Annotated in this window: 23 protein-coding genes; 6 read left to right on the forward strand and 17 right to left on the reverse strand. The window is 65.9% G+C overall.

Annotated elements, in window-relative coordinates:
- The 3 genes from GGQ90_RS00005 to GGQ90_RS00015 form a co-directional block, all read right to left on the reverse strand.
- Window positions 1–374: TonB-dependent receptor plug domain-containing protein (locus tag GGQ90_RS00005; RefSeq protein ID WP_188080226.1), on the reverse strand; the 374-nt coding region annotated here is incomplete at its 3' end.
- A gap of 105 nt (window positions 375–479) precedes the next feature.
- Window positions 480–1,859 carry a porin gene (locus GGQ90_RS00010; protein WP_188080227.1) on the reverse strand — a complete coding sequence of 460 codons (1,380 nt, stop codon included), beginning with the start codon at window positions 1,857–1,859 and terminating at the stop codon, window positions 480–482.
- A gap of 131 nt (window positions 1,860–1,990) precedes the next feature.
- The gene (locus GGQ90_RS00015; protein WP_188080228.1) at window positions 1,991–2,953 is read right to left on the reverse strand and encodes a PQQ-dependent catabolism-associated beta-propeller protein; all 963 of its coding nucleotides are present in this window, start codon (window positions 2,951–2,953) and stop codon (window positions 1,991–1,993) included.
- 165 nt (window positions 2,954–3,118) lie between these two features.
- Here GGQ90_RS00015 and pedF point away from each other — a divergent pair, with 165 nt between their 5' ends.
- From pedF to GGQ90_RS00035, 4 genes are all read left to right on the forward strand, one after another.
- Window positions 3,119–3,547: a cytochrome c-550 PedF gene (gene pedF / locus GGQ90_RS00020; RefSeq protein WP_188080229.1), complete on the forward strand. Its 429-nt coding sequence runs from the start codon at window positions 3,119–3,121 to the stop codon at window positions 3,545–3,547.
- Window positions 3,548–3,552: 5 nt separating this feature from the next.
- Window positions 3,553–4,416: a substrate-binding periplasmic protein gene (locus tag GGQ90_RS00025; protein ID WP_188080230.1), complete on the forward strand. Its 864-nt coding sequence runs from the start codon at window positions 3,553–3,555 to the stop codon at window positions 4,414–4,416.
- A gap of 95 nt (window positions 4,417–4,511) precedes the next feature.
- Window positions 4,512–6,266 (forward strand): methanol/ethanol family PQQ-dependent dehydrogenase, encoded by a 1,755-nt coding sequence (locus tag GGQ90_RS00030; protein ID WP_188080231.1) that lies wholly within the window; start codon window positions 4,512–4,514, stop codon window positions 6,264–6,266.
- A 13-nt stretch (window positions 6,267–6,279) separates the two neighbouring features.
- Window positions 6,280–7,047: a response regulator gene (locus GGQ90_RS00035; RefSeq protein WP_188080232.1), complete on the forward strand. Its 768-nt coding sequence runs from the start codon at window positions 6,280–6,282 to the stop codon at window positions 7,045–7,047.
- 157 nt (window positions 7,048–7,204) lie between these two features.
- Here the strand turns inward: GGQ90_RS00035 and GGQ90_RS00040 are convergent, their stop codons facing one another.
- Genes GGQ90_RS00040 through GGQ90_RS00060 form a run of 5 tightly spaced genes read right to left on the reverse strand, consistent with a single transcriptional unit; the run spans window position 7,205 to window position 9,966 of the window.
- A complete protein-coding gene (locus GGQ90_RS00040; protein ID WP_188080233.1) occupies window positions 7,205–7,822 on the reverse strand; it encodes a MarC family protein in 618 nt (205 codons plus the stop codon).
- Window positions 7,819–8,466 (reverse strand): Cif family virulence factor, encoded by a 648-nt coding sequence (locus GGQ90_RS00045; protein ID WP_188080234.1) that lies wholly within the window; start codon window positions 8,464–8,466, stop codon window positions 7,819–7,821. The genes GGQ90_RS00040 and GGQ90_RS00045 overlap by 4 nt, the downstream gene beginning before the upstream one ends.
- A complete protein-coding gene (gene folD, locus GGQ90_RS00050; RefSeq protein WP_188080235.1) occupies window positions 8,463–9,356 on the reverse strand; it encodes a bifunctional methylenetetrahydrofolate dehydrogenase/methenyltetrahydrofolate cyclohydrolase FolD in 894 nt (297 codons plus the stop codon). Before folD ends, GGQ90_RS00045 begins: the two co-directional genes overlap by 4 nt.
- Window positions 9,353–9,676, reverse strand: coding sequence for a DUF167 family protein (locus GGQ90_RS00055; RefSeq protein WP_188080236.1), 324 nt, complete (start codon window positions 9,674–9,676; stop codon window positions 9,353–9,355). Before GGQ90_RS00055 ends, folD begins: the two co-directional genes overlap by 4 nt.
- The gene (locus GGQ90_RS00060) at window positions 9,673–9,966 is read right to left on the reverse strand and encodes a YggT family protein (RefSeq protein WP_136188038.1); all 294 of its coding nucleotides are present in this window, start codon (window positions 9,964–9,966) and stop codon (window positions 9,673–9,675) included. Before GGQ90_RS00060 ends, GGQ90_RS00055 begins: the two co-directional genes overlap by 4 nt.
- A 160-nt stretch (window positions 9,967–10,126) precedes the next feature.
- Here GGQ90_RS00060 and GGQ90_RS00065 point away from each other — a divergent pair, with 160 nt between their 5' ends.
- A complete protein-coding gene (locus GGQ90_RS00065) occupies window positions 10,127–10,648 on the forward strand; it encodes a GNAT family N-acetyltransferase (RefSeq protein WP_188080237.1) in 522 nt (173 codons plus the stop codon).
- A gap of 8 nt (window positions 10,649–10,656) precedes the next feature.
- On the opposite strand, the gene argB is transcribed toward GGQ90_RS00065, so the two are convergent.
- The 7 genes from argB to adh all read right to left on the reverse strand — a co-directional run bounded on the left by argB (window position 10,657) and on the right by adh (window position 19,081).
- Window positions 10,657–11,574, reverse strand: a complete 918-nt coding sequence (gene argB / locus GGQ90_RS00070; RefSeq protein WP_037486747.1) for an acetylglutamate kinase — start codon at window positions 11,572–11,574, stop codon at window positions 10,657–10,659.
- A gap of 25 nt (window positions 11,575–11,599) precedes the next feature.
- Window positions 11,600–12,232 carry a queuosine precursor transporter gene (locus GGQ90_RS00075; protein ID WP_188080238.1) on the reverse strand — a complete coding sequence of 211 codons (633 nt, stop codon included), beginning with the start codon at window positions 12,230–12,232 and terminating at the stop codon, window positions 11,600–11,602.
- A 66-nt stretch (window positions 12,233–12,298) separates the two neighbouring features.
- The gene (locus tag GGQ90_RS00080) at window positions 12,299–14,548 is read right to left on the reverse strand and encodes a hybrid sensor histidine kinase/response regulator (protein WP_188080239.1); all 2,250 of its coding nucleotides are present in this window, start codon (window positions 14,546–14,548) and stop codon (window positions 12,299–12,301) included.
- Complete coding sequence (locus GGQ90_RS00085) at window positions 14,545–15,696, reverse strand: FIST N-terminal domain-containing protein (RefSeq protein WP_188080240.1); 1,152 nt, start codon at window positions 15,694–15,696, stop codon at window positions 14,545–14,547. The genes GGQ90_RS00080 and GGQ90_RS00085 overlap by 4 nt, the downstream gene beginning before the upstream one ends.
- Before the next feature lie 42 nt (window positions 15,697–15,738).
- Window positions 15,739–17,040, reverse strand: coding sequence for a DUF3422 family protein (locus GGQ90_RS00090; RefSeq protein WP_188080241.1), 1,302 nt, complete (start codon window positions 17,038–17,040; stop codon window positions 15,739–15,741).
- A complete protein-coding gene (locus GGQ90_RS00095) occupies window positions 17,030–17,422 on the reverse strand; it encodes a DUF779 domain-containing protein (protein ID WP_004208356.1) in 393 nt (130 codons plus the stop codon). The genes GGQ90_RS00090 and GGQ90_RS00095 overlap by 11 nt, the downstream gene beginning before the upstream one ends.
- A gap of 138 nt (window positions 17,423–17,560) precedes the next feature.
- On the reverse strand, window positions 17,561–19,081 hold the full coding sequence (gene adh / locus GGQ90_RS00100) for an aldehyde dehydrogenase (RefSeq protein ID WP_188080547.1): 1,521 nt from the start codon (window positions 19,079–19,081) through the stop codon (window positions 17,561–17,563).
- Between the two features lie 206 nt (window positions 19,082–19,287).
- Here adh and GGQ90_RS00105 point away from each other — a divergent pair, with 206 nt between their 5' ends.
- Window positions 19,288–20,640, forward strand: a complete 1,353-nt coding sequence (locus GGQ90_RS00105; RefSeq protein WP_188080242.1) for an FAD/NAD(P)-binding protein — start codon at window positions 19,288–19,290, stop codon at window positions 20,638–20,640.
- A 99-nt stretch (window positions 20,641–20,739) separates the two neighbouring features.
- On the opposite strand, the gene GGQ90_RS00110 is transcribed toward GGQ90_RS00105, so the two are convergent.
- On the reverse strand, window positions 20,740–22,071 hold the full coding sequence (locus GGQ90_RS00110) for a sensor histidine kinase (RefSeq protein WP_188080243.1): 1,332 nt from the start codon (window positions 22,069–22,071) through the stop codon (window positions 20,740–20,742).
- Window positions 22,068–22,808, reverse strand: coding sequence for a response regulator (locus GGQ90_RS00115; protein WP_004208361.1), 741 nt, complete (start codon window positions 22,806–22,808; stop codon window positions 22,068–22,070). The genes GGQ90_RS00110 and GGQ90_RS00115 overlap by 4 nt, the downstream gene beginning before the upstream one ends.
- Between the last annotated feature and the right edge of the window lie 30 nt (window positions 22,809–22,838).

The raw sequence follows: 22,838 nt of genomic DNA on the forward strand, positions 1-22,838 counted from the left end.
CCGAAGAAGGGATCGGCCACCGGCACGCCGTCGAGCAGCACCAGGGTCCGGCTCGACGCATTGCCGCCCAGCGCGCGCAAGGTAGCGCCCTGGTTGGAGGGATTGGACGAACGGCTGTCGGACCGGCGGAACTGCTGGAAGCCCGCGACATCGGCCAGCACGCTCTCGATCCGACCCGACGCCGCATCCGCCAGCCGATCCCGGTCGATCACCACAGACCCATAGGCCGGCGTCCCCGGCGGCAGGGCGAGGCCCGTGCCGGTCACCACGATTGACGCGGCGGCCATCGCTTCGCCAGCACCATCGGGTGTTTCCGCCTGCGCCGCGAAGGGCGCCATTGCCATGCCGAGCGCGAGCCATTTTGTTCTGCGCATATATCCTCCCCTGCCGCCCCGTCATGCGAAGGGGCGGCATCCCTTCGATAGGATGCCGCCCCTTGCCGGAACATTGGCCTTTGGGCCGATGCTCCTGCCTTCCGCTCAGAAGAAGAGGATCGCGCCGGCAGCAATCGTGTCGCCCTGCGCCTCATTGCCATTATGCGCCTTGGACGTGCTGTGGATATATTCGCCGATCAGCGTCACCCAGCTGGTCAGGCCATAGCGGCCCTGCCCCACCCAGCTGCTATTCCTGCGGATAAGCGTCGGGTTGGCGAGCGCGTCGGCGGCATTGGCATAATGGAGATTGCTCTCGCCATAGCTGCCGCCGACCGAGAATTTGCCGAAGGTTGCCAGCCCCTGAAGATAGAAGCCGTCGCTGTCGCGCTTGTTGCCGGCAGCATCGGTGTCGAACAGGTTGAGCGCCGTCGTGCCCAGACCCGAACCATTATAATAATAGCCGGTGAGGACGATCGGGCCGTAGCCGATCTTGGCGCCGGTATCGAAGCCGCTGCCGGTATAGGAAATGCCGTCGACGCGATTATGCCGCTGGGTGATGCCCGACAGCCAGGCGCGGGCCGAGAAATCGCCGAACTTGCCGTCATAGACGATCTTGCCCTGGAAGCCGGGCGACTTGTTGCTTTCACCCGGTCCCGTCAGCGATTCGAGCGGCTGGAACACACCGACCGAGACCTGGAAGCCCGACAGGCTGGGCGAGGTGTACGTGATCTGCGGCTGGAAGTCGGTGTAGATATAGCCGATGCCGATGCGGCCGAGCGAGGTGTTGGACGGTGCGACATTGCCGCCGCTCGACCCAACCGACAGCAAAGTGATGTCGTTCAATATGCCTTCCGAGCCGAACAGGCCGATGTCGCGACCCAGCTTGAACTCGCCCAGGCCCGAACGGCCGATGGTCATGTAGGTCTGGCGGAAATCGATGCCGGCGGTCTGTAGCGCCACCGGCCGGCCGCCGGCATTGGCGCCGCCGCCGACGGAATAATCCGCGCTGTTGATGCCGGGATACATGCCGAAATGGGCGCCGACGTCCCAGCCGCCCTGGTTGGTCGTGACATCAAACTTCAGATAGCCGGGCAACAGGCCGTTGCGGATCGCCGAACTATTGCCGCCGACCGGCACCACGCCGCCGACGACATCCGTATTCGGCCCCGCCGCCTGGCCATTTTCATGGGTGTAGAAACCATTGACCGATCCGGAAATCTTGACCGTGACGTCGCCCACATCGAAGCCGACGCCGCTGTCGGCGACGCGCACCACGGGCTTGCCGTCCGACGCGGCGGGCGCGGCGGCAGCGGCTGGCGCCGCGGCGTCCTCCTTTGCCAGCTGGGCATATTCCTCGTCGGTGAGTATCCCCTTTTCATGCAGCCTTTTCAGCAGTTCGCTCGTCGTGCCGGCGCTCGCCGGCGTTGCCCCTGCGACGAACAGCAACGCCATGGCGGCGCTGCCGAGGAATGTTCCCCGTGCCATCTCATCCTCCCTCTTGTGCGCCGGTCGTGCCGGCTGTCGGGAAGAGTGGGCGGCGGCGATGGCGGCCGAAATTGGACTTTGGTTCTCATCCTCTCCGCTCTGGCCGTCATATACTTTGGATCAATAGGGGGTCAGGGCGCGACGGCGATGCCCCACGGCCCGGCGCCGACCGCTACCGTGCCGACGACCTTGCCGGCAGACAGGTCGATCACCGAGACATTGTCCGAAAGGCCATTGGCGGCAAAAGCGCGCGCGCCGTCCGGGCTGACCGCGACATGCCAGACCCGCTTGCCGACCGGCACATAGGCCCGGACCTTGCGGGTGGCGACATCGACCAGCGCGACATGATTGGCACGGCCCAGCGCCACGACCGCCGTCTTGCCGTCCGGCGTGAAACGGATGCCGCAGGGCAATAGCTGATAATCCTGCACGCCAGGAATGGCGAAATGCAGCGTCTCGACGATCCTGCGCGTGGCCGGATCGGCAATCTGCACCGTGCCGCCCATCTCCGCCGCGATCCACAGTTCCTTGCCATCGGCGGTAAATTCCACATGGCGCGGGCGCTGATCAGTCTCGGTCGCATCGACCATCGTCTTGCTCGCCAGGTCGATCCAGTTGACGACGCCGTCATCCTCCGATGTCACCACCACCCATTTGCCGTCGGGGCTCTGCGCCACGCCCTCGGGCTCCTTGCCGACATCGACCTGGAAGGCGACCTTGCGGCTGTCGAGGTCGATCGCGGTCAGCGCAGCATTATCCTCATTGGCGACGAACAAGGTCCGGCCATCGCGCGACAGGAAGAATTGCTCTGGATCCTGGCCCGATGGCAGGTCCGCGACGAGCTTGCCGGTCGCGCGGTCGATCATCTGCACCGCATGGTCGTTGCTGGCGCAGAGCAAGACATATTTGCCATCCTTCGTCACGGCGATGCCGCGCGGCCGTCCGCCCACCGGCCAGGTCGCGACCGTCTGCATCGTGGCGGCATCGATCACGCTGATGCTGTCGCCGCGCTCGTTGGAGACATAGAGCGTCTCGGCCCGGACGGACGGGATCGCCGCCGCCAGCGCAAGCCCCATCACCACATGCTTCATCATGCCCGCACCCTCTCGTCCTTTTGGTCTGATAGCGGATTAGCCCCCGGCCCGTCCCGGCGGGATTGTACCAATGGCCAATGGGGGCCGGTCCCGCCCTTCCCTACAATCGGCAGCGACAGGGAAGGCAAGCGGCAACACAGGCCGCAGCACAGACGAGGATTTGGGATGAGGAACTTCGGACGGATCGCATTGTTCGGCGCGGCCTGCCTGGCGGGCGGATCGATCACATCGGCACTGATGGCGCATGGCAACGTCACGCCCCAGGCGGTCGACACATCGGCCCTGCCGGAGATCGGTGCCGACTGGCTGCAGCATAATCCCTATCGCGGCAATGCGACGGCGGCGAATATCGGCGAATCCGCCTATGGCCAGAATTGCGCCCGCTGCCACGGGCTGGACGCGGAGAGCGGCGGCATCGCGCCGGACCTGCGCTATCTGGAGGTCGGCGATACCGGCGACGAATGGTATATCCAGCGCTTCCAGCATGGCTCCAGCCATGACGGCAAGGTCTATATGCCGCCGATGGGCGAGGTTCTGGGGCAGAAGGCCGGATGGGCTATCCGCGCCTGGCTCGAAACCAAGCATCAGGAGTGATCGCGATGGATCGCCGCGCCTTTTTGAGCAGCGCGGCGGCCGCCGCGCTGTTGGGCTATATGTCGGGCGGGCAGGCTGCAAAGGCCGCGCCGCTCGGCAAAGTCAGGGAATTGGGTGTCCTTCGGGTCGCAGTCTACAAGGACAACCGCCCCTGGTCCTGGCGCAAGGACGGCAAGCTGACCGGGATCGACGTCGATCTGGCCCAGGCACTGGCCAAGGGGCTGGGCGTGCGCGCCGACATTGCCGAACTGGTCGCCGACGAAAGCGCCGACGACGATTTGCGCAACGGGGTGTGGAAGGGCGGCCTTCTGGGCTTCCAGCCGGCCGACATCATGCTGCATGTGCCGTTCGACCGCAGCTTTGCCGCGCGCAACGACCAGGTCGCGATCATCGCGCCTTATTATCGCGAGAGCTTCCAGTTTGCGGCGGTCAAGGGCGAGATCGACGTCAATGCGCCGCCGACCCAATATCGCGGCAAGCGGCTGGCGGTCGAAATCGACTCCATTCCCGATTTCTATCTGATCGGCACATTCGGCGGCATATTGGCCAGGGATGTCGTTCATTTCCACGGCGGGACAGAAGCCGTCACCGCGCTGACCGATGGCCGTGCCGACGGCGCGCTCGCCAGCCGGGCGCAGATCGAGGCGGTGCTGCACGACAGCGGCGCCACCAACATCGTCCGCCGCACCAGCCCCCTGCCCGCCTTCACCTCGGCCGGATGGGACATCGGCATGGCGGTCAAGGAGAATAGCCGGAACCTGGGCGATGCGGTCGAGACGATCCTGGCGGAGATGACGCAATCGGGGGCGCTCAAGGCGATCTTCGAGCGCCACGGCGTCGCCTATGCGCCGGCCGTCGCGGCGGGCTGATCCGGCGACCCAAGGTCCAATTGGCACGGCCGCCGTGCCCCATAAGGTGCTGCATCGACGGCGTTGATCACGCCGGAAAACAAGGGAGGATGACTATGACGGGACGTTTCACGCGTTCGTTCCTGGGGGCAGCCGCGATCGCGCTGGTGGCCGGGGCCGCGCCGCTGCTGGCGGCCGATGCGGCAGGCGGGCCGACCGATGCCGACCTGATGAACGATGCCGCATCGACCGGCGACGTGCTGACCTATGGCATGGGACCGCAGGCGCAGCGTTTCAGCACGCTCAACCAGATTAACACCGACACCGTCAGCAAGCTGGTTCCCGCCTTCGCTTCGTCGCTGGGTGGCGAGAAGCAGCGCGGCCAGGAATCCCAGCCGCTGGTCTATGACGGCACCATCTATGTCACCGGTTCCTATTCGCGGCTCTATGCCTTCGACTCCCGCACCGGCGAGGAGAAATGGGAATATAATGCCCGCCTGCCCGACGACATCATGCCCTGCTGCGACGTCGTCAATCGCGGCGCGGCGATCCATGGCGACAAGATCATCTTCGCCACGCTCGACGCACGGCTGGTGGCGCTCAATCGCCATACCGGCAAGGTGGTGTGGAACAAGCAGATCGCGGACTACAAGGCCGGCTACAGCGCGACCGCCGCGCCGCTGATCGTGAAAGGCATGGTCATCACCGGCAATTCGGGCGGCGAGTTCGGCATCGTCGGCGCAGTCGAGGCCCGTGACGTGGATACCGGCGAGCTGATCTGGCACCGCCCGGTGATCGAAGGGAATATGGGCACCTTGCGCGGCAAGGATAATGGCATCACCGGCAAGCTCAATGCGACCTGGCAGGGCGATCTCTACAAGACCGGCGGCGGCGCGACCTGGCTGGGTGGCACCTATGACCCGGAAACCAATCTTCTCTATTTCGGAACCGGCAACCCGGCTCCCTGGAACAGCCATCTGCGGCCCGGCGACAATCTCTACACCGCGTCAACGCTGGCGATCGATCCCGAAACCGGCGTGATCAAATGGCATTACCAGACCACCCCGCATGACGGCTGGGATTTCGACGGCGTCAACGAGTTCATCCCGTTCGACGCGACGATCAACGGCAAGCCGATGAAGCTGGGCGCCAAGGCGGACCGCAACGGCTATTTCTTCGTGCTCGACCGGACCAACGGCAAGTTCGTCAGCGCCAACCGCTTCGTCATGCAGACCACCTGGGCCAGCGGCTATGACAAGAATGGCAAGCCGATCGTGATCCCGGCCGGTCGCCCCGGCGCGCCGAGCGCGACCGAAAAGGGCAGCACCGTCTTCTCCTCGCCCAGCTTCTTAGGGGGCAAGAACTGGATGCCGATGGCCTATAGCAAGGACACCGGCCTGTTCTACATCCCGTCCAACGACTGGGGGATGGACATCTGGAACGAGCCGATCGCCTACAAGAAGGGCGCCGCCTATCTGGGCGCGGGCTTCACCATCAAGCCGATCGCCGAGGATCATATCGGCGCGCTGCGGGCGATGGACCCCAGGACCGGCAAGATCGTCTGGGAATATAAGAACAAGGCGCCGCTGTGGGGCGGCGTGCTGTCGACCGCCGGCAACCTGGTCTTCACCGGCACGCCCGAAGGCTATCTGAAGGCCTTCGATGCCAAGACCGGCAAGGAATTGTGGAAGTTCCAGACCGGGTCGGGCGTGGTCGGATCGCCCGTCACCTGGGAACAGGATGGCGAGCAATATGTCGCCGTCATGTCCGGCTGGGGCGGCGCGGTGCCGCTGTGGGGCGGCGAAGTGGCCAAGTCCTTCAAGGACATCAATCAGGGCGGTTCGCTCTGGGTGTTCAAGCTGGCCAAATAAGGAGGCGAGGACGATGATCGTCATTGGGCGCGGACAGACTATGCACGGCGGAAATCGCGGGCAATTTGCCGCGCCCCCGCCTATGATCCATCATCATGGCCAGGGGGCGGACATGCAGGTCGAAGACAGCGGTGCGATGATGGAAAGGGTGCTGATCGTCGACGACCACCCGCTGGTGCGCGACGGGCTGCGCAGCGTGATCGCGGTCAGTTTCGACGGCTGCGAGATTTTCGAGGCGGCCAGCCTGGAGGAAGCGCTGGCGACACTGGAGAAACAGTCCAATTTCGACCTGGTGCTGCTCGACCTCAATATTCCCGACGTGAAGCGGCTCGATGGCCTCAAACTGCTGCGCAGCCGCCACCCGATCCTGCCGGTGGTGATGGTGTCGGGCGCGTTCGACCGGGCGATCGTGCGCGAGGCGCTGGGCGCCGGCGCGGCTGGCTTCATCCCCAAGTCGATGAAGCGCAGCGCCATCGTCGATGCGCTGCACCGGGTGGTGTCAGGCGAAATCTACATGCCCGACGCGATCGACGAGGCGCCGCAGGAAAGTGCCGAGGAAGCCGATATCCTGACCCGGATCGCCAGCCTGACGCCGCAGCAGCGGATCGTGCTGACCCATCTGGTCCATGGCCGGCTGAACAAGCAGATCGCCCATGACCTCAGCGTATCGATGACCACGGTGAAGGCGCATGTCTCCGCTATCCTGCAGAAGCTCAACGTCTTCAGCCGGACCCAGGCGGTGATCCTGGCCAACCGGGTCCATTTCGACGGCGACAATTGAGCGCGGAAAATAGGAAATCCCGCGCTTAACTTCGCATATTTCCCGCACATTACGACATTTTGATGCCGATGTTGGAAATCATGTTACGCGCCCCATCCCTATCGTCCCCTGTTCCTGACTAGCATGGAGCAGGGGCTGTAGGACAGGCGGGGACGGGTCAGAAGCTGGCCTTCAGCCCATCGATCACGAATTGCGCCGCGAGCGCGGCGAGCAGCACGCCGAGCAGGCGGGTAATCACCGCCTCGATCTTGGTGCCCAGGATCGCCATCAGCGGCCCGGCCGCCAGCAAGGCGCCCAGCATCAGCACCAAAGTCACCGCCACCGCCACCAGCACGACCAGCCGGTCGACCATGCCGTCGGCGCGCGACATCAGCAGCATGACGGTCGCGATCGAACCCGGCCCGGCAATCATCGGCATCGCCATCGGGAAGACGGAGACATCCTCCACTTCGGGTGTCTCGGCAATCTTCTGCGCCCGGTCCTCGCGCCGCTGGGTGCGCTTTTCGAACACCATGTCCATCGCGATCATGAACAGCATGATGCCGCCGGCGATACGGAAACTGTCCAGTTCGATGCCGAGCACGCCGAGCAGCTGCTTGCCCCACAGGGCGAAGACCAGCAGGATGGCGGCCGCAATGCCGACCGCGCGGATCGCCATCGACCGACGCTGGGCGATGGTCGCCCCGGTGGTCAGGCTGGCATAGATGGGCGCGCAGCCCGGCGGATCGATCACCACGAACAGGGTGACGAAAGCGGATATGAACAATTCCATCATGACGGCGCCCCCACCTTGTCGTCGATCACCACATCATAGCCGGTCCCGTTCCACATGCGGACGGTGACCCGGCGGCTGCCATCGGTCGCGACATCGGCGGACCAGATCAGGCTGTCATCCTGTGGCACCGGCGGCGCTTCCCCCTTGGCGGGCGGCGGGCCTTCGGGCCGCGCGCCGCGCTTGCAGGTCGCGACCTTGCCGGTCAGAAATTCCGGCGCGTCCCGTTCGGTCGCCAGACGATCGCCATGATCGAGGATCCAGTGCCATCGTCCCTTCTTGTCGCGCCGCCACAGGGTGGTGAAATAGCCGACCGATCCGTCGGGCCGTTTCCAGTTGCCGGTGCTGGCGGCGAGCAGCCCGTCGCAGGAGACATAGACGATCGACGGCGACCAGCTGACCGAGGCCGGCGGGTCCGCCTGCTTCTTCAGCCAGTCCTTCGCCATCACCCGCTGCGGCACGAACATCACCGCATCGTCCGCCGCCGTTTCGCGAAAGGCGGTCCATTGCCCCTTTTGCTGGGCAAGCCGGTTGAAGGCGATTTCGGCCGCGATCACCGAGCTGGGATCGGGCTGGTAGCGCATCGGCGGCTTGGCCGCGACCAGCATCACCAGGCTGAGGGCGAGGAGCGCGCCGCGCCCCTTCACAGCCCCTCCGGCTTGGCGAAGCCCGCGCGCGCATGGGCTGCGACCAGCGTGTTGCGCAGCAGCACCGCGATCGTCATCGGGCCGACGCCGCCGGGGACCGGGGTGATGGCGCGAACATGGGACAGCGCTTCGGCCGTGGCGACGTCGCCGACGATCCGGCCCTTGCCATCTTCGGTATCGACCACGCGGTTGATGCCGACGTCGATTACGGTCGCGCCCGGCTTGATCCATTCGCCCTTCACCATTTCGGCGCGGCCGACGGCGGCGACCACGATGTCGGCGCGATGAACGATGCTGGCAATGTCGCGGGTGCGGCTATGGGCGATGGTGACGGTGCAATTTTCCGCCAGCAGCAGCGCCGCCATCGGCTTGCCGACGATGTTGGAACGACCGACCACGACCGCCTCCATGCCCGACAGGTCGCCCAGTTCATCCTTCAGTAGCATGATGCAGCCGAGCGGCGTGCAGGGCACCAGCGCGTCCTGCCCGGTGGCGAGGCGCCCGGTATTGACGACGTGGAAGCCGTCGACATCCTTGGCCGGGTCGATCGCGGCGATCACGGCCGCCTCGTCAATATGCTTGGGCAGCGGCAGCTGGACCAGGATGCCGTCGACGCGGTCGTCATGGTTCAACTCCTCGATCAGGTCGAGCAGATCTTCCTCGCCGATGCTGTCGGGGCGCTTGAACTCGAAGCTTTCCATGCCGGCGGCGAGCGTCATCTTGCCCTTGTTGCGGACATAGACGCTGCTCGCAGGATCCTCGCCCACCAGCACCACGGCCAGGCCGGGCTTGCGACCGGCCTGCGCGACGAAGGCGGTGACGCCGTCGGCGACCTTGTCCCGCAGGGTTGCGGCAAAAGCCTTGCCGTCGATGATCTTGCCGATGGTCATGTCGTTTCAACCCATTTCGTGATGATGGCGGCCAGCCGGTCCAACGCCTGCGCCCCGCCCTGTATCCGCAACCGCTTTAGCCGGTTGGTGTCACCCGATTCCAGCAAAATCGCGCCCCTGGGCCAATCCAGCCGCCTGGCCAGCAGCGCGACCAGCGCCGCATTGGCCTTTCCCTTTTCCGGCACGGCGCGCACGCGGGCCAACAGCCAGTGCGCGCCATGTTCATCGGTCCAGCGCCCACCGACATCCTCCCGCGTGGCGCCGGGCGTCAGGCGGACCGCCAGAATGAGGTCATTCCCGTCCCGGCGCCAGCCGATCACATCAGGCTGGAAAAGAGCGGCGGCAGGATCGCCTGGCGGATGATGAGAATGCCCAGCAAGACGACCATCGGTGTCAGGTCGAGCGCGCCGAGGTCCGGCATGATCCGGCGGATCGGATTATAGATGGGCGCCGTCATCCGATCGAGCGCGACCATCACGGTGCGCACGAAATCGCTGCCCATGTTGACGACATTGAAGGCGATCAGCCAGCTCATGACGGCCTGGATGATGATGATCCACCACAGCACGTCGAGCAGGATGACGATGGTCTGATAGAGGGCGTAGGCCATGCGGTCTCCGATAGAGAAGTTGCCGCCGCTCTAGCCGAGGCATGGGGCCGGCCACAAGTCGAGACAGTCCCTTATTCCACCAAAGGGCGCCACAATTCGGCAAAAGCAGCCTTCGACAGGAAGGGGTAGCGGCCACGGCCTGCGGCGCTATAGCTGGGCCATGGATTTTCGTGACGCCTCCCCCGCCGACGCCCCGCTGATCGCCGCCATGCATGTCGAAAGCTGGCGCATCGCCTATGCCCATATCATGGATCCGGCCTATCTGGCGGGCGGGATCGAGGCCGAGCGCCTGGCCACCTGGACGGGGCGACTGGAAAGCCCGGCACCGGGCCAGCGCATCATCATTGCCGAACGGGACGGGCAGCCGATGGGCTTTACCTGCATCATCGGCGGCGCCGATGATCGCTGGGGCACGCTGGTCGACAATCTCCACGCTTTGCCCGCGGCGCGCGGCACGGGACTTGGCACCGCATTGCTGGCGCGCGGGGCGCAATGGGCGATCGGGGGCTGGCCGCAGACCGGCCTGTTCCTGTGGTGCTACAGCGACAACTTGGCGGCGCGCGGATTCTATGCCGCGCGCGGCGGGGTCGAGGTCGAGGATTGGGACAAGCCCGGCCCGGACGGCCGGACCCTGCCGGAAAAGCGCATATATTGGGCTGATCCGGCGATCCTGATCCGATAAATCCGGGCTTATTTGCGGATCAGCGTGCCCGCGCCGCGATCGGTGAAGATTTCCAGCAGCATGGCGTGCGGCACCCGGCCGTCGAGGATGACGGCGGCGTCGACGCCGCTCTCGACCGCCTTGACGCAGGTTTCCAGCTTCGGGATCATGCCGCCGGTGATGGTGCCGTCAACCTGCAGCGCATGGATCGCCGCCGGATCGAGATCGGTCAGCAATTCCTTGTCCTTGTTGAGCACGCCCGGCACGTCGGTCAGCAAGAAGAAGCGCGACGCCTGAAGCTCGGCGGCGATCGCGCCGGCCATGGTGTCGGCGTTGACATTATAGGTATGGCCGTCAGCGCCGATGCCCACGGGCGCGACCACCGGGATGATGCCGTCCTGGGTCAGCGTGTCGAGGATGCGACGATCGACCGAGACCGGATCGCCGACGAAGCCCAGATCGACATGGCGTTCGATACCCGAATTGGGATCGGGCGCACGGCTGTGGCCGACCTTCTCGCACAGGACGAGGCCGCCATCCTTGCCCGAGATACCGACCGCGCGACCGCCCGCGCCGCTGATCCAGCCGACGATTTCCTTGTTGATGGACCCCGCCAGCACCATTTCGGCGATCTGGGCGGTTTCCTTGTCAGTGACGCGCAAGCCGTTCACGAAGTGCGATTCGACGCCCAGCTTCTTGAGCATCGCGCCGATCTGCGGCCCGCCGCCATGGACGACGACGACATTGATGCCGACCGCCTTCATCAGGACGACGTCTTCCGCGAAGTCGCGCGCCGCCTCCGGATCGCCCATGGCGTGGCCGCCATATTTCACGACGAAGGTCTTGCCCGCATAGCGCTGCATATAGGGCAGCGCCTCGACAAGGGTTTCGGCCTTCGCGAGGAGCGCGGGATCGGGGGCGTAGTTGCTGGTCATGCGCGCGCGCATAAGCCCATATGCGCGCTACGGCAAGTTATCGATCGAGGCGACGGCCCAATGCGACCGCTGCGGAGATGAGCGGCGGCACCAGGATGATCGACAGCAGCACCTTGGTAATCATCTGCCCGACCATCAGGTCCATGATCGGCCGCTCGCCATAGAAGGAGATGGTGATGAACAGCAGGGTGTCGACGATCTGCGACACGACGCTGGCCACCATGCCGCGCAGCCAGACCAGTCGGCCCTCGCCGCCGGCCAGTCGCGAAAAGATGAAGACGTTGAGCGTCTGCGACGTGCCATAGGAAATGAGGCCCGCCAGCATCATGCGCGATCCCTGTCCCACGACGATCGGGAAGGCATCGACGGCGGGCGGATACATGCCCGGATCATGCGGCAGGGCGATGACGATATGAATGAGCGCGGCCGACACCAGCAGCGGCACGAAGCCGAAGCGCACCAGCGCGGTCGCGGTCTTCTGGCCGTGCAGTTCCGACACGGCGCTGGAAATGATGACCAGCAGCAGGAAGGCGAAGATGCCGGCCTCCACCGCGAGCGGCCCCAGGGCGACCTGTTTCACCCCCAGCACGCCGGCCATGCAGACCATGCCGCCATAGAGGATGGAAAAGACAAAGAGGGAGCGGGTCAGCGGCGCGGGCGATGAAGTCATCGCCAGCCCTTACCGGGATTCGGCCTGCGGGGGAAGATGGCGCGGCACGCCCTGTCCCGTCCCCTTTCAGGCCAGCATGGTGCGCAGCAGCGCGCGCAACTGGGCGGGCTTTACCGGCTTGTTGAGCAGGGGGATGTTGGCAGCGGCGAGTTGCGTCTTGAGCGGCTCGCCGCGATCGGCCGAGATCATGACGGCGGGGATGCGGGCGCCGAAATGATCGTGCAGGCGGGTGATGACCGTGTCGCCGGTTTCCCCGTCCTTCAAATGATAGTCGACCAGGATGATGTCGGGCCGGCGGCCATCGGCGAACAGCGCGGCCGCCTGGTCATAGCCGTCGGCGGTGACGACGCTGCATCCCCAGCCGGTGAGCAGGGTGCGCATGCCCGACTGGATCTGCTTTTCATTGTCGACCACCAGCACCGACAGGTCGCGCATCGACCGGTCGCGGGTCGGCTGGCCGGTATCGCCATCCTCCTCACGCTGGGGCTGGCCGATGGGGAGGGCGATGGCGAAGGTCGCCCCCTGCCCCGGCTGCGAGCGCAGGGTGATGGGGTGGCCCAGCATGTCGCTGGCCCGCTTGACGATGGCCAGGCCGAGGCCCTTGCCCTGGCTGCGCGTGTCGAGGCGGCGAAATTCCTCGAAGATCAGCGCCTGCTGTTCCGGCGCGATGCCGGGGCCGCTGTCTGTGACGCTGATTTCCACCCGGTCGTCATGCTGGACGCAGGCGACCGAAACCGTGCCGCGCGGCGTGTAGCGGATGGCGTTGGAGATGAAATTCTGGAGGATGCGGCGCAATAGGCGCAGGTCGGTCTCGACCCAGAGCGGCTGCGCTTCGATCCTGAAGGCAAGGCCCGCCGATCGGGCCATGGGGGCAAATTCGACATTCAGCGTCTGGAGCAGCCGGTCGATACGGAACGGACCGATTTCCGGCTGGATCGCACCGGCATCCAGGCGCGAGATTTCCAGCAGCGCCTCCAGCAGATCCTCGACCGAATCGAGCGCGGTCGAGGTCTGGTTGACCAGCGCGCGGGTCGGCAGCGCCAGCCGCCGGTCCCCCAGCGCCGCGACGAACAGCCGGGCGGCATTGAGCGGCTGGAGCAGGTCGTGGCTGGCGGCGGCGAGGAAGCGGGTCTTGGACAGGTTCGCCTTTTCCGCGACGATCTTGGCATCGATCAGCGCCGCCTCGATCGCGCGGCGCTCGGCCACTTCGCCTTCCAGCTTGCGGTTGAGGTCGACCAGTTCGCCGGTGCGTTCCGACACGCGCCGTTCCAGCGTCTCGGCCGTTTCCTGGAGGCTGGCCTGCGCGCGCAGCATGTCGGTGACGTCGGTGAAGCCGAACACCTGGCCGCCATCGGCCATGGCGTTGCTGCGCAATTCGAAATGCCGTTCCCCGGCGGTGCAGAGGCAGACCATCGCCTGCTGATCCGCGCCGCCGCCGCGCCAGTCGAGACAGCCCTGATCGTCCATTGCCAGCGTTTCGCGGCACCAGCGCTGCAAGTCGGCATGATTGCCCAATGCACCGGCGAAATTTTCCGGCAAGGCGAGCAGCCGGCGCAGCGCGTCGTTCCAGGCGGCCAGTTGTCCGCCGCCGTCGAACACGCAGACGCCCTCGGACAGATTGTCGAGCGTCGACTGCAGCACGACATTGCGTTCGGCCAGTTCGCGGGCACGGGCGCGGGCATCTTCCGCCTTCGCCTCGGTAATGTCGGTATAGATGCCGACGATGCCGCCTTCGCTGGTGCGCAGTTCGTTGATCTGTATCCAGCGACCATCGGCCAGCCGCTGCACCTGGCCGCCATCGGCGATGCCGTGCTTGGCCAGGCGATCCGACACCCAGCGATCGGGCGCGACCTGTGCCCCGGCCGGCCCCTGGCTGTGGGCGGCGATGCGGGCGATGTCGTGGAAGGTCAGATTCTGGTCCAGCCGCTCGGCGACCTGCGGCCAGAAACCCAGATAGGCTTCATTGTAGAGGATCAGCCGGTCTTCGGCATCGAACAGCACGAAGCCTTCATTGATCGATTCGATCGCATCGCGCAGGCGCACCTGCGCGGCGTCCGCATCGGCATGGGCTTCGGCCAGATCGGCATTGGCCTTGGCGAGGCGGCCGAGCGCATCCTCCAGCTGGAGCGTCCGGTCGCGCACCTTGGCTTCGAGCGAGATGGCAGTTTCGAACATGGAGAAGGCGTTGGCCGACATGTCGGTCGAGCGTTCCACCCGGTCCATCAGCGCGCCATTGATCTTGCGCAGCTTGCGCACCTCCTCGCGCAGGGCATCCAGCTCCGCGTCGGTTTCAAGGGAAGTGCGCAGCTCGCTCATCGGCCGATCGCCAATCCGCTGAAGGTCTGGTTGACGTGCAACGCATGATATTGCTCGCCATAGGTGTTGAAGCCGATGACCCGGTTGCCGGCATAGAGGGCGGAAACATCGCGCGAAATCTGGCGCTGCTCCGCATCGATGCGGTTGAGCACGCAGTCGAAGGCGATGATCCGGTCCACCTCTCCCACGCGGGCATGCAGGTCGGCAAATAGCTGGCGCATGCCGGCGATCCGATCCACCGGCTCACCGATGTTGAGGACGATCCCCTCGTCGATCGCGCAATAGAAGGTCAGGCTGCCGTCGGCATTGGCGCTCTGGATCGAGCGGACATGATATTCGCCGCCGGCCCTGACCATCGGCGGATGCGCCGCGAAAAATTCCATGCCCAGTTCCTCGCCGGCATGGCCGGCCAGGCGCAGATATTCGGCCGCGGCGGGCTCTGCATTGATCTCCGTCACGATGCGTTCGTGCGGGATCGCGCCGGTAATCACCATCTTGGCCGCGCCGGGCTGATAATGCTGCGCCTTGAAGACGTGCATCGGCCGGGTCGAGGAGAGGATCGCCACCACGGCAGCGCGGGCATGGAAACGGCCGCCATCGAAGATCGCGGTCTGGCGGAAGGCGAGATCGTCGCCCGACGATCCGCCGATCAGCGGAATGTCGCCAAGCGCATCCTGGATCGTCATGGTGAGCAATTCCTCCCGATGCGAGAGGCCGTCGACCAGGAACAGCGCGACATGATTGACCAGCCCGCCCAGCCGGCGGCTGTCCCGGTCCGCCTGCGCCGCCAGCGCCCGCACGATTTCGCGCGCGGCGACCGGATCGAAATTGTCGATGTCGTCGAAACAATGGGATGTCATGCAGAAATCGGCAGCGGGAAAGCCGATCACGGTCAGGCTGTCATGATCATAGCCCGCATCGGTCAGTTCGCCCGAGCTGGTGCAGCCGATCACGGTTGTGCATTCGCTGTGCCGGTTGATCGCCCGCGCCAGGCTGTCCCGGTCATAATGCTGGGAACAGAAGATCACGGCGCCGGCCAGCGGCTCCGTGCCGAGTTGATCCACCAGATCCGCCATCGCCTCGAACGGATCGTCGGCATGGGAGGACGCAAATCCTATCCCTGCCCTTACCCCTGCGCCTGTCGCCATTGTCTCTCCCCATCGCCCATTTTCTTATGCTTTGGGGCATTATCATGTAGCGGGTTCCACCGGCCTGTCACGCGAAACAAGCCGGCTTCTGGCGCCATGGATCAGGTGGAAGACCAGCCATGCGACGAACGGCATGGCAAGCCCCAGCAGCAGCGTCGCGGACAGGCGCGGCCAGTGCTTTTCCAAGGCCTTGAGCGGATAGGAGAGCAGGCCGAGCGCATAATAGCTGACGGCAACCGTCGACAGTCCTTCGACCAGTTGCTGGAGCTGAAGCTGCATCCGCGCGCTGCGGTCCATCGAAGCGAGCAGCCGGCCATTCTGGTTCTCGATATGGGTTTCGATCCGGGTGCGCAGCAGGGCGGTGAACTGCGCCGCGCGGCCATTGAGCAGCGCCAGCCGATCGGTCAGCGCCGCGCAGGTGCGCACGGCAGGCCAGAGCCGCCTTTCGGTGAAGTCGGCGAGCGAGCGATGACCGGCGATCGGCACGACATCCAGTTCTGCAAGGCGACTGGCGACGATCCGGCCATAGGCAGCGGTCGCACTCATCCGATAGGCGCAACCGCTGTCGATCGACAATATATCGGCGGACAACTGGATCAGTCGCCCCAGCAGCACATCGTCCCGCACCTCGCCGGCGGCCAGCGCCCGGCCGACCTGCTCCAGCGCCTGTTCCAGCCGGTCGAGATCGGCCCAGGCCGTGCGCGCAGGCGGCAAGCCGAGCAGCGCCAGATTGCGATAATTGCCCAATTCCTGCAGCCGCTGGACGCAGCGGGCAAGGTCGCCGGGCAGCAGGCCATTGGCGGCCACCACCATCCGGCCATAGCCATCATCATGGATGCGGAAATCGGTCCAGATGCGCGCGCCGCCACCGACATGGCAGGTGACGAGCTGCCCCGCCGGGAAACCGGCACTGGCCAGCAGCTCCGCGGCGGCGCCCTCATCCGCGACGATCGCCAGCCGCACGGCGCGGATCACCGCCCCCGGCAGATATTCGGCCCAGGCGATCGCGGCACGGGCATCCGCCGCATCGGGGAAATCCCAGCCGACCGGGTCGCTGCCGCTGCGCACCAGGGTGACCGTGCTGGCTTCGCTATGCTGTTCCCAGTGGAGATGGATGTCGGCGCCCAGCCGGGCCTCGCGATGGCGGCTGTCATGCCCCGGACGCAGATCGCCCGGCATGGCGGGCAAGGCCGCCAGTTCCGCCGTGCGTGCGTCCGCATCGAGCAGGCGAACAAGCTGGATCATCCGTGCCGGGACGGTCAGCGCAGGCTCGCGGCGCAACTGCATCTCGCCCACCACCTGCGGGCGCAGCGCATGTTCGGTGAAGCGCCGCTCAGCCACCACGCGCCGGCTCTCCAGCGGCTTCCAGCAGATCCGCCTCCGCATCGGTGAAGACGCGCGAGCGGACGATGAATCGCTGCCCCTCCGGGCTTTCGAGCGACATGCCGGCACCCCGCCCCGGCACCACGTCGATCGTCACCTGGGTATGGCGCCAATATTCGAACTGGGCCGCGCCGATCCACACCGGCACATCACCCGCGACATGGCCCAGCAGCACATCCTGCGGGCCGACCCTGAACTCGCCGCGCGGGAAGCACATCGGCGCGGAACCGTCGCAGCAGCCACCCGACTGATGGAACATCAGCGGGCCATGCTGGTCGGTCAGGCGCGCGATCAGCGCGTCGGCCGCGGGCGTGGCGAGAATGCGGGCAGGACAATCGGCCATCGATCCGATCCTTCAGAACCAAAACTGGCAGAACCAACATTGGCAGAACCAAAGCTGGCGGGCATCCGGGGGAGGATGCCCGCCAAAGGTGCGGAGCGCCAAGAAAGGAGAGAGAAGGGGCGCTCCGCTGTGGATCCGTCAGAAGAAGCCCAGCGCCTTGGGGCTGTAGCTGACCAGCAGATTCTTGGTCTGCTGATAATGGTCGAGCATCATCTTGTGATTTTCGCGGCCGATGCCCGACTGCTTGTAGCCACCAAAGGCCGCATGGGCCGGATAGGCATGGTAGCAATTGGTCCAGACGCGACCGGCCTGAATGCCCCGGCCCATGCGATAGGCACGGGCGCCGTCGCGGGTCCAGACGCCCGCGCCCAGGCCGTAGAGCGTGTCATTGGCGATGGCGAGCGCCTCCGCCTCGTCCTTGAAGGTGGTGACGGCCAGCACCGGGCCGAAAATCTCCTCCTGGAAGATGCGCATCTTGTTATGGCCCTTGAGCACGGTGGGCGTCACATAGAAGCCGTCGGCCAGTTCGCCGTCATGGGTGGCGCGATCGCCGCCGGTCAGCACCTCCGCCCCCTCTTCCTTGCCGATCGCGATGTAGGAGAGGATTTTTTCGAGCTGGTCGTTCGACGCCTGGGCGCCGATCATCGTCGAGGGATCGAGCGGGCTGCCCTGCTTGATCGCCTTCACCCGCGCGATCGCCCGTTCGATGAACTTCTCGTAGATCGATTCCTGGATCAGCGCGCGGCTGGGGCAGGTGCAGACCTCGCCCTGGTTGAGCGCGAACATGGCAAAGCCTTCGAGGCATTTGTCGAAATAATCATCGTCCGCATCCATCACATCCTCAAAGAAGATGTTGGGCGACTTGCCGCCCAGTTCCAGCGTGACGGGGATCAGGTTTTCCGACGCATATTGCATGATCAGGCGGCCGGTCGTGGTCTCGCCGGTGAAGGCGATCTTGGCTATCCGCTTGTTCGACGCCAGCGGCTTGCCGGCCTCCACGCCGAAGCCGTTGACGACGTTGAGCACGCCGGGCGGCAACAGGTCGCCGATCACTTCAAGCAGCACGAGGATCGACATCGGCGTCTGCTCGGCGGGCTTGAGCACGATGCAGTTGCCGGCGGCGAGCGCGGGCGCCAGCTTCCACACTGCCATCAGGATCGGGAAGTTCCAGGGGATGATCTGGCCGACGACACCCAGCGGCTCGTGGAAATGATAGGCGATGGTGTCATGGTCGATCTCGCTGATCGACCCTTCCTGGGCGCGGGCGCAGCCGGCGAAATAGCGGAAATGGTCGATGGCGAGGGGGATATCGGCATGGGTGGTCTCGCGGATCGGCTTGCCATTGTCGATCGTTTCGGCGAGCGCGATGAGGTCGAGATTGGCCTCCATCCGGTCGGCCATCTTGAGCAGGATGTTGGAGCGATCGGTCGACGACATCTTGCCCCAGGCATCCTTGGCGGCATGGGCGGCGTCGAGCGCGGCCTCGATATCGTCCGCCGTGCCGCGCGCGACCTGGCACACGACCTGGCCGGTGACCGGCGAGATATTGTCGAAATATTGCCCCTTGGCCGGTGCCGTCCACTGGCCGCCGATATAATTGTCGTAGCGGTCGCGGATCAGGGTCTGGCCGGCGAATTTATCCAGCGCCTGTTGCAGCATCATCTTGTCTCCTGGGTCGATTTTGTGATCGTCTTTCAGCCTTCAGAAGATGGCGAAGCAGGGCGCGGGTGCAATTGGACCTTCGGTCGGATCGCCCGGATGCGGGATGAGGCGGGCATGAGGCGCGACATGTTCCGCGCCCTCGACAGCGGCCTTATGGGCTGCTCTATCTGGCAGCTCCTGACCTGCCCGGAGAGATTTCCCCCATGTTCCACGTTTCCCACCTGGTCATCGTCGGTGGCGGGTTCAGCGGCACGCTGCTGGCGATCAACCTGCTGCGCTACGGGACGATGCGGGTGACATTGGTCGAGCGGCGGCCCGAGCGGCTGGGCAAGGGCGTCGCGTTCGGCAGCGCTCTGCCCGACCATATCCTCAACGTCCGCGCCGGCAACATGAGCGCCTTTCCCGACCAGCCGGGCCATTTCGCCCAATGGCTGGCGGATACGAACGGCGGGTCCGACGCCAGCTTCGCGACGCGAGCGACCTATGGCCACTATCTTTCCGCGCTGCTGGACAAGACCCGCGCCGAGGCGGGCGACCGGCTGAACGTGATCGATGGCGCGGCGGTCGATATCCGCATGACCGGCGATGGCTGTATCGTCGAACTGGCGTCGGGCAAGATGCTGACGGCCGATGCGGTGGCGCTGGCGCCGGGGAATCTGCCGCCGCATGACCTGCCGCCATTCCGGGACAAGGCGCCCCCGCTCTATGTGTCCGAACCCTGGGGCGCCGACATTGCCGAGGGGCTGACGCCGAGCGACAAGATACTGCTGCTGGGCACGGGCCTGACCGCGGTGGATTGCGCGCAGACGCTGGACAGCGCCGGCTTTCGTGGCTCGATCCTGGCGCTGTCGCGACGCGGACTGGTGCCGCACAGCCATGCGCCGGCCATGCCCTTCCCTGCCCTGCGCGAGCGTCCGGCCGCCCATTGCGCCGGGCTGGTCCGCACCATCCGCCAGCGGGCCGAGGCGGTCGGCTGGCGCCGCGCGGTCGACGAACTGCGCCCCTTCACCCAGGATATCTGGCGGGCGGCCTCCCCGGTCGAACGGGCGCGCTTCCTGCGCCACGCCCGGCCCTATTGGGACGTGCATCGCCACCGCATCGCGCCGCAGGTGGCCGAACGGATCGCCGCGATGCAGGCGAGCGGGCGGCTGCGGATCGCGGCGGGCCGGATCATCGGTGCGCGCGATGCCGACCGGGGACTGATCGTGCAATGGCGGCCGCGCGGCGGCGAACAGGTGCAGGAAATCCGGGTTGCGCGGGTGGTCAATTGCACCGGGCCGCTGGCCGACCTTGGCCGGGCCGACGATGTGCTGCTGCGCCGGCTGGCGGATCGTGGCGCGATCCGGCCAGATGCACTGGCGATCGGCATCGACACCAACCGGCAGGGCCATGCCATCGCGCGCGACGGCAGCGCGCAGGAACGGCTTCTGGTGGTCGGGCCGATGACGCGCGGCGCCCATTGGGAGATCGTCGCCGTGCCGGATATCCGCCGCCATAGCTGGGACATGGCGCGCGCGCTGACCGGCGCACAATGGGTGGAGGCGGAAGGGCTTTAGAGCAAATTCCGATCCGACTGCGTCAGATCGGTTGTTCTAAGTTTTTGGTTTAACGCGTTTTCCGAGTCATCAGGTGATTCCACCTGATTAGAAAACGCTCTAAACCGGCAGCTCGACCTGCGCGCGCAGCCCGCCATCAGGGGCACGTGCCAAAATCACCCGCCCCTGATGCGCCTGCGCCGCCGACTGGACGATCGACAGGCCGAGGCCGACGCCACCGGTGCTGCGGTTGCGGGAGGGTTCGCCGCGATAGAAGGGCTCGAAGGCGCGGGCGATATCGGCCTGTTCCATGCCCGGTCCGTCATCCTCGATCGTGACGATCGCCCTGCCCTCGTCGCGCATCACCCGCACCCGCGCGCGGTCGCCATATTTGATCGCATTGTCGATCAGGTTGGTGAACAGCCGCTTGAGCAGGATCATGTCGCCCGCGATGATGACCGGCTCCGCGCCCGTCAGGGTCACGTCGCGGCCCATATCGGCAAAATCATCGACCAGCCCCTCGACCAGCAGTCCAAGGTCGAGCGGTTCCTTGAGCCGGGGGCGGTTTTCATTGTCGACGAAATCGAGGGTGGTGCCGATCAGCGCCTCCATCTGGCGGATTTCCTCTTCGGCCGCGATCCGCACCGGCGCGGGCGCGGCGGTGAGGTGGAAATGGAGGCGCGACAGCGGCGTGCGCAGATCATGCGCGATCGCGCCGACGACCGACGTGCGTTCGCGCACATAGCGGGCGATGCGCGCCTGCATCTCGTTGATCGACTGCGCCGCCAGCCGGATCTCGCTCGGCCCGTCGAGCGGGATCGGCTGTTCCTCCCGCCCTGCCCCCATCCGCTCGGCCGAGGCGGCGAAGGCACGGATTGGCCGCGTCAGCCGCGCACTGAACCAGAGGCTGAGCGGCACCACCAGCAGGATGCCGACCAGGAAGGCATATTGGCCGAGCAGCCGCCAGAGCGACCGCCCACCCCGCGCCTCCCGCGTGATCATCCGCCACTCACCGTCGGACTGGCGGATCGCGGCGGTGAAGGTGCCCAGGATGAAGGGATCGGCGACGCCATCGGGGCCATAGAGCTGCATTTCCTCGACGAACTGGCCGATCCGCTCGCGATCGCCGGGGTCGAGGCGGATGCGGACATCGGCCGCGAGCAGGCTGAGGCGCCGGGCCAGCAGCGCGGCGATCAGCCGTTCGGCCGGGTCGGTCGACGCCGGCGGCGCGGCCGTCTGCCGCACCTCATGCACCACCGGCTCGTCGCGCAACAGGGGCTGGCCATGGACGATGCGGGCAATCTCATAGACCGACAGCGGCACCCGTTCGGGCGGGATGAAATAGAGCAGCAAAGTGAGGCTGAAGGCGGTCAGCGTCAGGATTACGACCAGGGCGAGCGCCAGCAGATGGGCGTGGATCGAATTGGCCCAGCGCAGGAAGCCCGCCTTCATCCGCGCTGCACCGGCGCCTGGAAGATATAGCCTTCGGATCGGACGGTGTGGATCAGTTCGCCACGCGCGCGGGTGCCGAGCTTGCGACGCAAGCGGCTGACCTGGGTGTCGATCGCCCGGTCGAACACATCGGCATCCTCGCCCCGCGCCAGTTCGACCAGCGCGTCGCGGTTCAATATCTGCTGGGGATGCTCGATGAAGGCGAGCAGCAGGGCGAACTCGCCCTCTGACAGGCTGATGATGATGCCGGCGGGATCGCGTAGCACCCGACGCACCGGATCGAGCTGCCACCCTTCGAAATGATAATGGGCCAGCACCGGCTGGCGGGTGTCGGCGACCGGACGGCGGCGGCGCTGCAACGCACGGATGCGGGCGAGCAGTTCGCGCGGCGACAGCGGCTTTGGCAGATAGTCGTCGGCGCCCATTTCCAGGCCGGTGATCCGGTCCCCCTCCGTCCCCAGCGCCGACACCATGATGATGCCGGCATCCTGCTGTCCCGCGAGCGAGCGGGCGATCGACAGCCCGTCCTCGCCCGGCATCATCACGTCGAGGACAATGATGTCGACCGGCTGATGGGCGAGGATGGCGCGCATCGCCGGGCCATCCGCCGCTTCGCTGACGACATAGCCTTCCTGCATCAGGAAGGCGCGGACCAGCGCGCGCAGCGACGGATCGTCATCGACGATCAGGATATGCGTGTCGCCCGGCGCGCTGTCGCCTGTCAGCTTCGCTGTCACCCTCACCTCTCCTCTTCCCATTCCGCTCCT

It is taken from the genome of Sphingobium scionense (assembly GCF_014197035.1).
GTDB classification, from domain to species: Bacteria; Pseudomonadota; Alphaproteobacteria; order Sphingomonadales; family Sphingomonadaceae; genus Sphingobium; species Sphingobium scionense.